General features: G+C 38.2%; 12 protein-coding genes. 10 read left to right on the top strand and 2 right to left on the bottom strand.

The window, feature by feature from the left end:
* The first annotated feature begins 46 nt into the window (after positions 1 to 46).
* A complete protein-coding gene (locus HMPREF9447_RS10460; RefSeq protein ID WP_044137987.1) occupies positions 47 to 2,191 on the top strand; it encodes a glycoside hydrolase family 97 protein in 2,145 nt (714 codons plus the stop codon).
* A gap of 201 nt (positions 2,192 to 2,392) precedes the next feature.
* Here HMPREF9447_RS10460 and HMPREF9447_RS10455 read toward each other — a convergent pair whose 3' ends face one another.
* The gene (locus HMPREF9447_RS10455) at positions 2,393 to 3,256 is read right to left on the bottom strand and encodes a head GIN domain-containing protein (RefSeq protein WP_044138129.1); all 864 of its coding nucleotides are present in this window, start codon (positions 3,254 to 3,256) and stop codon (positions 2,393 to 2,395) included.
* A 295-nt stretch (positions 3,257 to 3,551) separates the two neighbouring features.
* Here HMPREF9447_RS10455 and HMPREF9447_RS10450 point away from each other — a divergent pair, with 295 nt between their 5' ends.
* Positions 3,552 to 4,256 (top strand): YgjP family zinc-dependent metalloprotease, encoded by a 705-nt coding sequence (locus tag HMPREF9447_RS10450; RefSeq protein ID WP_044138128.1) that lies wholly within the window; start codon positions 3,552 to 3,554, stop codon positions 4,254 to 4,256.
* A gap of 263 nt (positions 4,257 to 4,519) precedes the next feature.
* Here HMPREF9447_RS10450 and HMPREF9447_RS10445 read toward each other — a convergent pair whose 3' ends face one another.
* Positions 4,520 to 4,918: a hypothetical protein gene (locus HMPREF9447_RS10445; RefSeq protein WP_009129693.1), complete on the bottom strand. Its 399-nt coding sequence runs from the start codon at positions 4,916 to 4,918 to the stop codon at positions 4,520 to 4,522.
* 268 nt (positions 4,919 to 5,186) lie between these two features.
* Here HMPREF9447_RS10445 and HMPREF9447_RS10440 point away from each other — a divergent pair, with 268 nt between their 5' ends.
* From HMPREF9447_RS10440 to HMPREF9447_RS10405, 8 genes are all read left to right on the top strand, one after another.
* Positions 5,187 to 6,464, top strand: a complete 1,278-nt coding sequence (locus HMPREF9447_RS10440) for a Kelch repeat-containing protein (RefSeq protein ID WP_009129692.1) — start codon at positions 5,187 to 5,189, stop codon at positions 6,462 to 6,464.
* A gap of 57 nt (positions 6,465 to 6,521) precedes the next feature.
* On the top strand, positions 6,522 to 8,246 hold the full coding sequence (locus tag HMPREF9447_RS10435; RefSeq protein ID WP_009129691.1) for a tetratricopeptide repeat protein: 1,725 nt from the start codon (positions 6,522 to 6,524) through the stop codon (positions 8,244 to 8,246).
* Positions 8,247 to 8,369: 123 nt separating this feature from the next.
* Positions 8,370 to 8,780, top strand: a complete 411-nt coding sequence (locus HMPREF9447_RS10430; RefSeq protein WP_009129690.1) for a DUF3244 domain-containing protein — start codon at positions 8,370 to 8,372, stop codon at positions 8,778 to 8,780.
* 8 nt (positions 8,781 to 8,788) lie between these two features.
* Positions 8,789 to 10,180, top strand: a complete 1,392-nt coding sequence (locus HMPREF9447_RS10425) for a radical SAM/SPASM domain-containing protein (protein WP_009129689.1) — start codon at positions 8,789 to 8,791, stop codon at positions 10,178 to 10,180.
* Positions 10,170 to 10,529 carry a hypothetical protein gene (locus HMPREF9447_RS10420; protein ID WP_009129688.1) on the top strand — a complete coding sequence of 120 codons (360 nt, stop codon included), beginning with the start codon at positions 10,170 to 10,172 and terminating at the stop codon, positions 10,527 to 10,529. The genes HMPREF9447_RS10425 and HMPREF9447_RS10420 overlap by 11 nt, the downstream gene beginning before the upstream one ends.
* Positions 10,529 to 11,197 (top strand): nucleotidyltransferase domain-containing protein, encoded by a 669-nt coding sequence (locus HMPREF9447_RS10415; protein WP_009129687.1) that lies wholly within the window; start codon positions 10,529 to 10,531, stop codon positions 11,195 to 11,197. Before HMPREF9447_RS10420 ends, HMPREF9447_RS10415 begins: the two co-directional genes overlap by 1 nt.
* A 13-nt stretch (positions 11,198 to 11,210) precedes the next feature.
* Complete coding sequence (locus HMPREF9447_RS10410) at positions 11,211 to 11,498, top strand: hypothetical protein (RefSeq protein ID WP_009129686.1); 288 nt, start codon at positions 11,211 to 11,213, stop codon at positions 11,496 to 11,498.
* 154 nt (positions 11,499 to 11,652) lie between these two features.
* A complete protein-coding gene (locus HMPREF9447_RS10405; protein ID WP_009129685.1) occupies positions 11,653 to 12,918 on the top strand; it encodes a Kelch repeat-containing protein in 1,266 nt (421 codons plus the stop codon).
* The last annotated feature ends 1 nt before the right edge of the window (position 12,919 follow it).

Here is a 12,919-nt window from a genome sequence, read left to right as displayed (position 1 = left end):
GGCACAGATGAATGATAATTTGTCAGGCCCCAAAAACAGATCAGTCATGAAATATTTATTATTTACTACTTTTTTTTTATGTATCGTCTTGTCAGCCTCTGCCCAAAAGTTGACTTCCCCTGACGGAAACCTGTCCTTGGAGTTTATGGAACAGGCAGATGGCATCCCGGCATATCGCTTGGATTATAAAGGTAATCCCGTACTGAAATCCGGTCGTTTAGGCCTTCTCACAGAAGAAGCCGACCTTACCCGAGGCCTTAAGCAAACCAATGTAGAGCGTGATGCCGTTGATAACTATTGGACTCCCGTCTGGGGTGAATATAACCGTGTGCGGAATCATTATAATGAAATGACCGTCAGCCTGGAACAACCGGAGACAGGACGTACAATGAGCATCCGTTTCCGCCTATTCAATGACGGATTGGGCTTTCGCTACGAACTGCCTTTGCAACGCCACATGAACTACCTCACCGTAAAGGACGAAGTAACGGAGTTCAACCTGACAGGAAATCATAAAGCTTTCTGTATTCCAGGCGATTATGATACCAACGAGTTTGCCTACACCACAGCCCCCTTATCAGAAATTGCTGCGGATATGGAGAGAAGAATCGCCAAGAAATCTTACGAGTCGAAAGCGGAAGGCGGCTTGACTGTACAAACTCCGTTAATGCTGAAAAGCGAAGACGGTATCTATCTGAATATTCATGAAGCCGCCTTAGTGGACTATGCCGGTATGCTGCTGAATGTGGACGACAAGCAGTATAAGTTAAGTGCTCATCTGACTCCCGATAAACTCGGCAAGAAAGGTTATCTTCAACTGCCTGTGCTGTCGCCCTGGCGTACAGTCATCGTCAGTGATGATGCCCGTGATATTCTTGCATCCCAGTTGATTTATAACCTGAACGAGCCTTGCCGCTACGAAGATACCTCCTGGATTCGTCCGATGAAGTTCGTTGGCGTATGGTGGGAGATGTTCACAGGTGAAGGAAAAACCTGGGCTTACAGTGACTTCTACCAGGCCAAACCCGGCATCACCAATTATGAGAAACTAAAACCGAATGGTCATCATCCCGCCAATACCGCCCACGTGAAGGAATACATCGACTTCGCCTCCGCCCATGGCATCGACGGCGTACTGGTGGAAGGCTGGAATGAAGGCTGGGAAGACTGGGCGTCTTACCGGAAAGACCGCCAATTCCTTTTTACCAAACCCTATCCTGACTTTGACGTCAAGGAATTGCAACGTTATGCCAAAGAGAAAGGTGTGCAAATGGTTATGCACCATGAAACTGCTGCCAATGCTGCCGATTATGAACGCCAGTTGGATGAAGCTTTCCAGTTTATGGTAGATAACGGCTATCATGCTGTGAAAACAGGTTATGTGGGTTATATCATTCCCCGCAATGAATACCACTCTTCTCAATGGATGAATAACCATTATATTCATGTAGCCCGCCGTGCTGCCGATTATAAAGTTATGATTAACAGTCATGAAGCAGTGCGTCCCACCGGGCTGGGGCGTACATATCCCAACTGGTTGGCTCAGGAGTCGGCAAGGGGCGGAGAGTTTGAAACAATGGGTGGAAATGATCCCGACCATACTTGTATCCTTCCCTTCACCCGCCTGAAAGGTGGCCCGATGGATTATACTCCCGGCATCTTTGAGACAAGATTATCCTACTATAATGGTGAGAAACCCAATGAACGGGTACATACCACTTTGGTAAAGCAGATGGCCCTTTACGTTACTATGCCTTCTCCCATCCAGATGGTAGCCGACCTGCCTTCCAACTATGCCCGTTTCCCGGACGCTTTCCGCTTCATCGAAGATGTGGCTGTAGACTGGGATAACAGTTGGTATCTGGAAGCTGAACCGGGAGACTACATCACCGTAGCCCGCAAGGCAAAAAATAAAAATGAATGGTTCATTGGTGGCATCACCGATGAGAATAGCCGTACAGCAATCATTCCGTTCTCCTGGCTTCCCGAAGGAAAACAATATATCGCCACCATTTACGAAGATGGCAAGAATGCCGACTGGGATACGAATCCCCAGAGCTATCAGATTCGTAAAGTAGTAGTGACCCCCAAAAGTGTCCTGAAACAGAAATTGGCCGCAAGTGGTGGTGTTGCCATCAGCATAAAAGAAGCTGATAAAGCGGAAATGAAAGGCTTGAAAATCGTCCGCTAAGGCATAAAGGCATTGAATGGAGATATACTCTGCATTTAATATTAAAGTTAACAATGCGAATAGGGAGGCCGTGAGGTTTCCCTATTTTTCTTCTTTAGGCTGTTGCCATAAGTATAAAAACAACGAAGGGCTTCCTCCCGGAAACCCTTTCGCTTCATAGTGTGTTAAACTATCCTTCCTATAATAATCTAAGAGAGAATTTTAAAGTTTATACAGGCTCTTCTTTGGATAATCCAGTTCCGGATTACCTTTATAACCTACTTTGCCGCTACCACTGGTGCGTACTTTCAGAAACTCGGTGGCGAAGCATTTGATGCTGCCCGAACCTGCTACACTGGCATTTACGCGTTGGGCTTCATAACCTTCCGTAAAGAGATCGCCCGAACCTGCTACGCTGTAAGAAGCGGTTTGAGTAGTTCCGGTGATGGTTGCTGAGCCTGAGCCTGCAACACTTGCTTCCGTACTTGTAGCAGTCACGTTTTTCAATACCATATCGCCTGAACCTGCAACGGATACTTTCAGGTTGTTGCAACTGATATTGTCAGTGTTGATATCTCCCGATCCGGCTACGGATACCTTCATGTCGTTACATTTGATGCCGCTACCTTTGATGTCTCCAGAACCTGCAACGTTGATTGTCAGGTTATCATCAGTTTGAAGACCATTCTTCAGGAAGATGTCTCCCGAGCCTGCAACGGAAATGCCGTTCAGTGTTTCGGCGGAAACGCGTACTTCAAGTTTCTTATAAGATACATTTACGTCCTTCTTGAAACCTATATATAATGTGTTATCCTTCACTTTGATGTCCAGTAAGTCCACAATGTTATCCGAAGTGTAAACTTCTACATCGGGACGTCCCGATTTCTGGGTGAATATAACGTCAGAACTTCCGGCAACACTGATTTTTTTGAAGTTGTCTACCTTGATGTTTTTCGTTACATAATTATTGCTGGCTACCACTTTCTTGCTGCCCCAATTGCCGGAACTGTAGTTCTTGCTTTGTGAACACGCTGTTGTACTGACGATTAAACAGATGCATGTGATGAGAGTTGCTAACTTTTTCATGACTTCTTTCATTTTATGATTATTCATTAATATTATTCCTGTTTATCTATTAGACGTGTGTTACTTAAAAAAGGTTGCACGCTGCTGCCGCTTTTTTTTAGAAACTTTTTCAGTAACATCCGGTCGTGTATTGTAAGTCAACATCCGTGCCAAATTCGTAAGATGCTGATAACTAAGTTTTGATGTTTTTCGACATGTGTTCATTATCGGACACTTGTCCGTTTTTGGTTGTCCAATCATTTGTGTATTCGGGCGATATTTTGTTCATTTGTCCGTTTATTCATCAAGAGGTTTTATTGCTTTGGAAAAGATATTGGAAGATAAGGAACTTGGACGCTTGTTGATTCGGGCAAATACCCGTGCGCGTCGTCTGACTTTCCGCACGCGGGAAGATGCCATTTACGTGACTGTCCCCCCCGGAACAACGCTTACCGAGGTAAGGAATGCCATAGAGCAGTTGCGTCCACGTCTGAGGGCAGCCCGGCAGAAACATATCCGGCCTTTGATAGATTTGAACTATCGGATTGACACGGAGTTCTTCAAACTGAGTCTTGTTAGTGGAGAGCGCGAACGTTTCTTGTCGCGTTCCGAGTTGGGGGAGATGCAGATAATCTGTCCGCCGGATGCGGACTTTGCCGATGAAGGACTACAGAAGTGGTTGCGTAAAGTTGTTGAAGAGGCCTTGCGACGTAATGCAAAAATCATTCTTCCACCACGTCTCTATATGCTTTCGCAGAAACATAATCTGCCTTACCAGAGTGTAAAAATCAATTCCAGTAACGGCCGTTGGGGCAGTTGCTCGGCACGCCGCAGCATAAACCTGTCTTATTATCTGATACTGCTTCCGAAGCATTTGATAGACTATGTGCTGTTGCACGAACTGACCCATACCCGCGAAATGAATCATGGAGAACGCTTCTGGGCGCTCCTTGATGAACTAACCGAAGGAAAAGCACAAATCTTACGGAACGAACTGAGGCAGTATCGCACGGAATTCTGATGTCAGGCAATGGGTTTGCATTGCACCTTCTCCTTACCTACTCCTTACTTACTCCCTACCTACTCCTTACCTTCTCCTTTCTATAGACAAGGGAGAAGGTGGGGAGTAGATGAGAATTATTTGAAAGTATGGTACGGGGCAGAAGAAAGTTAGTCGCTGTTTTATATAATTATACCCGTTGACGGAATTAGTTCGTAACGAATCAATTCTGTCAACGGGTATGATTATCTTTTTTTAGTATGATGAGTTATATAACTCTGGAATTATTTCTGTGACAACTGTTTCACTTCTCCGTTTTCTTTCTCAAACCGGTAATTGCCGCCTTTTTCGTTTAATTCGAACAGGGATAGTTGTTCCGTTTCATTGTCTACAATGAATAGTGCGCTCTGTTCTGCAAAACGTTTCACATCGATACTGAAAGGTTCTTCGGCTATTTTCTTGTTTACCAGCACACTGTCGTTAATCAGTAGTGACAAGGAGTCTCCTGTAAAGCCTTTCGTCAGGGTGATGGTGTATGTCTCGATAAAGTTGCGGTCTTCATCCTTTTGCTTTTGCAGGCGCAAACTCATATAGATGAAAATAACGACTATGAAGATAACTGCAAAAGCCAGGATGCCATTGCCTATCATGAACTGTTTGTTGGTATTCAGATGATGTGCCATAAAGGTTGAAGTTTTAAGAATGGTACAAATGTAACGAATAAATGCTATATCGGGCAATACTTTCTGTGACTTAATGCCCGAGAAACGGAAAAAAAACTTTATCCGATGAAATATGTCCTTACTCTTTTTACTTTTTAATGGATAGTAATTATTTTACATGATTAGGATGATATTTCTTGTTTTCTGTGTAGTATTTGTCTGTATATTCATATCTTTGGGAGTGATTAGTAAAGGAACTCTTCTCCCCTTACATTTAATACTTACTGATATGAGACTATACATGTTTTTGTTTTTAATTGTAAGTTGTACTTTGTCTTTGAAATCTCAAACCAAAGGTAATGTGATTGATGGGAAAGATAATTATCCATTATCCGGAGTAAATATATATCTGCAAAAGAATTCTGTGGGAATAGGCGTAACAGACGAAGTCGGACATTTTAGCATTACAGATATGGAGAAACTTGTCGGGAATGATACAATTATTTTCTCGTATGTGGGCTATCTTTCTCTTAAGCTTACTCTTAAAGACTTGCAATATTCAGACTATCGGGTGATAATGTATGCTCATTCTCAACAATTGCCGGAAGTAAGTGTAAAGGGAGAGAGTGGGCGTCTCTTTTTAGACTATGAACCTTTGAAGGATCTGCCTGAAGCAGTCTGTTCTTCCGGCTCATTTGTTCACGATGGTAAGATATACGTCATATCCGGAGATGAAATAACTCCTGCTGCCAGTGGGTTGCTTTCAAGGAAAATGTTTATTTATGATATTGCTACTGATACGTGGACAGAAAGTTCGCGGAAGTTTACTCGGCGCACAGGTCATAGAGCACACTACTATAAAGGGAAGGTGTTTGTAGTAGGAGGTAAGTATAATTCTATCAACCATAAACTGGAATATACAGTACCCCAGATGGAAATTTATGATTTGGATAAAGATACGGTGTATGTCGATTGGGTTAATCCTCATAAAGCGGTAGATCCGGCAACATTTATTTATGACGATTGCTTATATGTGATGGGTGGTACTGTGAAAAAAGACGTGTATTCTAGCCAAGTACATACGCTTGACCTTAAATCCGGAGTATGGTATGATACCGGAATCGTTATTCCGAAAGAAAGAAGGGACTTTATGAAGTGTGTGCTGAAAGGACATGTCGTATATTTCTTTGGTGGCCAAAACATGGCTCCAATGTGGAAAGTCAGGAGTTACGATTTACAGACAGATGAATGGAGCGATTTGTGTGACTTGAAGGTAAACGTATGTTGTCCGGGAGTTGCTATTAATGAAGATCTTATTTATATTTATGAAAACGCAATCTTGCAAACTTATAATATCAGAACGCATTTAGTGAATGCTTATTATCTTAAGGAAGGACTGGAAGATTCCGGATTGTTCTATAATGGAGGAAAGCTTTATATTGTAGGTGGCCGTCAGCAATCCTCAATTCCTAAGTATCAGGAATCTTCAGACATAGAGTATCAGGAACCTACTGTGGAACCGGAGAATGTTTTCTCTGTTGATGTAAGTCATATAAGTTCAGAATAAGTATGATACGGATATAGTTTTATGATGATAAGACATGAAAAATAGTCAATAGAGAATATGAAAAAAATACTATTAGTTTGGATTTGCTTTATCTATGGTTTGTTTTTTTCTTGTACTCAAGAAATTGCATCTGATATTTTTGATAGAGTGGAGCGATATATGGAAATATGTCCTGATAGTGCATTATTGTTGTTAAATCGGATACAGCACCCTGAGAAGCTTAGTGGAAAGCAACGGGCAGATTATGCACTATTGTTGACACAGGCGCGTGATAAGAATTATTTGGATAGTTTGCAGTCGGACTCATTGATAGAGCTTGCAGTTGATTTTTATCGAAATAGTAATGATAGAATAAGAGCGGGGAAGGCACTGTTTTATTATGGTAAAGTAGCGGCTCTACAAAAAGATGAAGAGGTGGCTATGCAATCTTTTTTGGGTGCGCAAGAAAAATTAGAACACACAAATGAGTATAGATTGAAAGCATTAATACAGGAATATGTTGGCTATTTGAATGAAGATCGGAACATGTATGATATGGCACTCGAGAATTATAGAAGATCTGTAGACTATTATCAAAAAGTTGGTGATTCATTGGGTATAGCTTATATCTATCGGAATTTAGCTTGGATTTATGAACGTAAAAATAATAATGATAGTGTTACTTGGTATGTGACTGAGGCGATTTCTTTGTTGAGAGGTGATAGCACTTCTCCTGTTTTTCCTTCATTGATGCAGTTATGCGGAGTAATAGAAAGTAATCAAAAGAATTATTTAGAAGCTGCGAATTATTACTTAATAGCTATCAAGCATGAACGAATTGGAGATTTATCGGCTTATTATAAATTGTCGTTGGGAGATACTTATATGACGCTTGAACAGTTGGACAAAGCGGAAGAATGTTTTAATAGTATACTGCTGTCAAAGGATACATTTGCATTATCTACTACTTATAATTGCTTATATCGGTTAGAGAAGTTAAATGCTCGATATGAAAAAGCTCTCTATTATAAAGAGGTTTCGGATTCATTGCTACAAATAGCTCAAAAAGAGGATTTGCGAGGTAAGATTTTGAAATTACAACAAAAGTATGAGACGGAGAAATTACAATTGGAGAAGAAACTGCTTCGACAAGAAATGCTAATACAGTTGCTGGGAGGAGTAGCTCTATTCATTATTTTAGCTTGGAGTAGCATATTTTTCTATCGGAAAATGAAAATGCGTTATAAGAATGCTTATGAAAAGTGCATGCAGGATTATTCTAGAAAAAATAAGGAAATTATTAATGCCAACGAGCAACTAATCGGACAATACATTTGCCAAATAGAAGAATTGAAGCAAAAAAAAATCGAGGCAGCGGATTCTTTTAAAGAGCAGATTGAGAAACTTGAGCAGGAAATGCAATTCTTGATTGATAAGAACCGGGAAATCCGGGAAAATTCTTATGCAGATGGAATAAGTGTTTTGAGGCAATTGAAGGGGGGACTATTGATTGTGGAGAATATGACTTCAGCAGAGAAAATGCAACTCTTTGGTTATATTGATTCATTATTTGGAAGCTTTGTTACTCGACTATGTGAAGAATATGCCTTAAAAGAAGCCAATCTATTATTAGCTATTTTTATAAAATTGGGTTTTTCTTTAGAGGAACTGGTGATTGTCTTTGATAGTGAACCAGAAGCTGTCAGAAAGAGAAAGCAACGGTTAAAAAGTAAAATAGGTTTAGATAGTAAGACTAATTTGGATGTTTTCTTAGCAATCTATCCTCGTAAAATGTCCTGTTGAATACTTGAAATATTGCGTAACTTGCTTATTCCTAGTAGATAATGTTAGGTCGATTGTGTCCCATCGTTTTTTTTGTATTTTGAACTCGTCGCACTACCTTTGATGCAATAAAAACACTAATACATGAAAACAAGATTTATTCTTTATTTTATTTTTTCATTTTATCTATTATCAATAGGTGAAATAAGAGCCAATCCAAATGCTTTTTTAGACAGAATGGAAATAAAGTTGTCTGTTAATGACGTACCTTTTAAACCGAATGGTCCTAAGAAGGGAAACCGTTCAATTTCCATACCAATTCCTATTTCTGCATTTTTGAATGATGTACAAATATTAGGATTAGAGTTCTATGAATCTATAGGGAAAGTAGAGATCGTTATCTCTCAAGATGGAGTAACAGTTTACTCTTCATATGAGAATATTGAGTCTCAGACTTTTAAAAGTATTCAACTTCCACAAAGATTGTCAGGATGTTGTTTACTTGAGATAAAAGGAGAAAATGGGGCTTATGCCTTTGCTTACTTTAAATTATAATAAAGATTATGAGATCTTCATCGTACAATATAGTAGTAAAAGTAGATGATAAGGACGGACGTTATGCCTTATTAAATAGCTATACTCATGCTTTTGACATTGTGAATCAGAATGTGTATCAGTATCTTAAGACGCAAGACGAAAAATGTGGTATTTCTGAAGAAACGAAAGAAAAGCTAGTTAAGCGGGGATATATGACATCTTTATCGAAAGAAGATGAAACTGAATTGATAAAACGACTTTTGAATGAGATATATGATGAAATCCGTTTGAAGAATTTCGGCTTTCATTTTATAATTTCGTATGACTGTAATCTGAGATGTGTTTATTGTTATGAGGATCCTATTTTAAATGGATGTGCATGTTTACCTAAAGATAGGATAACTAAAGAACAAGTGGATAAGGCCTATGAAATTATTATAGAAAAAGATAAGCATAAAACTGGTAGAAAGACTATTCATTTGTATGGTGGAGAACCTTTTTTGGCGGAAAATTATGAAATGCTTGAGTATATTGTGAATAAAGGCAAGGACTTGGGATATGTGTTTTCTGTAACATCCAATGGGTATGATTTAGATAAATATTTGGATTTTATAGAGCAGAATAGAAAGCTTTTTTCTTTTCAAATAACTATAGATGGCGTAGAAGATATACATAATGAAAGAAAACCTCATTTCAAGAATCAGGATTCATTTTCTAAGATAACGTCAAATGTGGATCGTTTGGTGAAAATGGGAGTTTCTGTTTCTATTAGGATTAATACAGATCCATATACGATGGAACGTGTCGATGAATTGTTAGCTTATTTTAAAGAGAGAGACTGGTACCAACATCCAAACTTTAAAGCTTATTGTGCACTCTTGCGAAAGGAAGTTCCTATCAAAGGACAGGATGGAAAGTTGTCTAAGGAGATGTTTACTCAAAGTGGTTTCTATCATACTTTTTTAGAAAAAGGTTTGGAAGAGAAAGGACATGGCAAAGTAATGTGTCAGGATTATAATGTGCAAACTGTATTAGCAGGATTGCTTTTAGGGAAGCATATTTCTTATAAAAGCTGTTTCTGTGGTGCACAGAGTGGTAGTCTTATTTTTGATCCGTTAGGAGATATGTATTCATGTTGGGATGTTGTAGGACAACGAGAGTATAGAGTGGGACGGTATATTCCTGATTTTGAATTAGAAGACAGGTTTGCTAATAGATGGTTTGATTCAAAAATTAGCGAGTGTAATTGTATAAGATGCAAGTATGTATTATTCTGTGGTGGAGGATGTCCTGCAAATGCTATGCGAACTACTGGTAAATTGCAATCGGGTGAGTGCAATGATTATCCTCGTTTATTTAATGCTGCGATTCAACACATCTATAATGAAAAAATAAAAAATGGTATTAATGAAAGCTGATGACGAATTGATGATAAAATACCTGCTGCAAGCTGATGAATGCAGAGAGGGGCAGTTTGCTCCTAAAGAATATTTTTCTATAACTTCCGGTATTTTTAATTTACTGAAAAGCTTGGAAAGTGCTGAGATTAATTTTCGTTTGGGAATAATGGAAGCTGATATTATCTCGTTTTGTGCATTGAATGCCGATAATATATCTTTGAAGTCTTATATATGTGAGTTGAGGGAACTATTGTTGTCTGATTTTACAATGGAAAAGTTGCAGCAATGTGAAATCATATTTGCGGATATGCGGAATATGTATATGAAAGAGTATGCAAAATCTATTATGTTGATGGAGGTCGGATAATGCAAAAAGTGCTATTAAATGAGGTGGTTGATTATTTGCATAAAGCTTATCCTGATGCTTCTATTGGTGTAGGTGGATCTGTTGCTTCTGGAACATATACGGCTGATAGTGACGTTGATATTTTATTTCAACGAGAAGGTTTTCAAAAAGATTTTTTAATGTCTTTTTTCTGTAAAGGAATTAAGGTCAGTATATTTGGAATTAGTAAAAATGGTTTGCTTCAAAGGGAAAGAAATATTCTACTGAACTATAGAAATATGCCAATTTCTTTTATTTCAAGTGTAGCTGTTATATATGATGACAAAGAGCTGATTGTAGACTTAAAGTCTTTTGTTAGAGATATGGTTGAGAGGCGTAAGATATTGAGATATATTCTTATTGATGAGTTGAAAGTAAATATTAGGAATCAATTGCAATTAGCTCCGACTTCGTATCTTGAAACAAAAAAAAGAGTATATGCTATTATAGATAAGATGATTTCTCTATTTTATTTAAAATTTCATGCTGGGAGAATAGTACAGAAGCAAGAAGGGCGCAATCCATATACAGTTATAAAGAATGATGACTATATGTTATATGAAAAGTTAAAAGAGAGTTTACCTTATTGCTCTGAAACTTATTATCAAGTAAAGTGTATTTTTGAGAATTATATACAATATATGTACTAAAAAAGGAGGTGCTATGACAAAGAATGTGGAAATGATTTCTTTGAATTCCACTAAGTTGGAATTTAAGGAAAAGATGGGGCTGGATGAAAGTTTGGAAAGACTGAAATCTAATGAATTAAGATCAATAAAGGCTGGTGAAAACTCTTGTCAGACGATGTGTGGTACACGCTGTGATATGGATGGGTGTATGCCTGTGTGTGCATGGGATAGCTGTGGCTTTCAAGATGGCTGTCAGCATGATTGCTTGATTGAGTGTGGCCAGGAGGAGAATGAATATTGTCGAATTATGGATCTTACATGATACGAATAATTATGGAATAAGAAGAGCAATATAGGAGGGCACTGAAAAAGTTACCTTTTTGAGATATTTCCCCTTCTACAATTAAGTTTTCTTACTACTCTCCTATATTGCTCTTCTTTTTAATTAAATATTACTCACCATATTATAAATTCGCATGAAGTTATATATATTATTGGTTCTTCTTTCCTATGCTTCTTCTCTGAAATCTCAAATAGATGGTCGTGTTATTGATGGCAAAGATAATTCTTTATTAGCTGGTGTGAATATTTATCTACAAAAAGATTCAATGGGAATTGGTGTGACAGATGAATCCGGATATTTCAAAATTCCGTATATAGAGAGATTGGGTGAAAATGATACCATTGTTTTTTCATATGTAGGGTATCTGCCTGTTAATCTAACTCCTAAAGAATTACAGCATTCTGCCTATCAAGTAGTAATGTATGCCTATCCTCAGCAACTGTCAGAAGTGACAGTAAGAGGGGAAAAGGGGCGTATGTTTTTGGATTATGAAATTTTAAAAGATTTACCAAAAGCTGTTTATGCTTTTGGTTCGTTCATACAAGAAGGGAAGATCTACGTTGTATCTGGGGATGAGACATATTTAGCTGAGGCACTTGGTCCTTTTAGAGGAATTGATGCTTGTGAATTCCTTTCAGATAAGATGTTTGTATATGATATTGCTACCGATACTTGGACGGAAAGCTTACAGAAGTTTGCTCCTCGTACTTGTCATTTAGCACATTATTATAAAGAAAAGGTGTTTGTTGTAGGCGGAAAGTTTTTTTCTACCAATCGTAAGTTGGAATATACAGCACCTCAAATTGAAATCTATGATATGGATAGAGATACCGTGTATATTGATAAAGTTAATCCTCACCAGGCAGCTAATCCTATAACATTTATTTATGATGACTGTTTATATATAATGGGAGGTACGGTTAAGGAGAAAGTATTTTCCAATAAAATACATATACTTGACTTGAAAACAGGGGTTTGGTATGATACGGGAATAACGATTCCCAAAGAAAGAGTGGATAATATGAAAGGTGTTCTGGTAGGACATATTGTTTACTTTTTGGGCGGCTATAGTATGGCTCCTATGCGGATGGTCCGGAGTTACAATCTACAAACAGGGGAATGGAAAGATTTATGTGAATTAAAAGAAGAAGTAACTTGTCCAGGAGTAGCTGTTAACGGTAATTTGATTTATATTTATGAAAAGACAGTATTACAGACTTATAATATCAGAACGAATGCTGTAAATGCATATTATTTCACACATGGATATGAATACTCCGGATTATCTTATGCAGATGGTAGGTTGTATATTATAGGTGGTTGTCGGCGTGAAGCTAACTATATATATCCTTCTAAAAATGTTCTTTCTATTGACGTCAGCAGTATAAGTTTGCAATAAA

This window comes from Bacteroides oleiciplenus YIT 12058 (genome assembly GCF_000315485.1).
Taxonomy (GTDB): Bacteria; Bacteroidota; Bacteroidia; order Bacteroidales; family Bacteroidaceae; genus Bacteroides; species Bacteroides oleiciplenus.
Note: the sequence above shows the minus strand (reverse complement) of the source record. Positions and strands in the feature narration are given on the sequence as shown.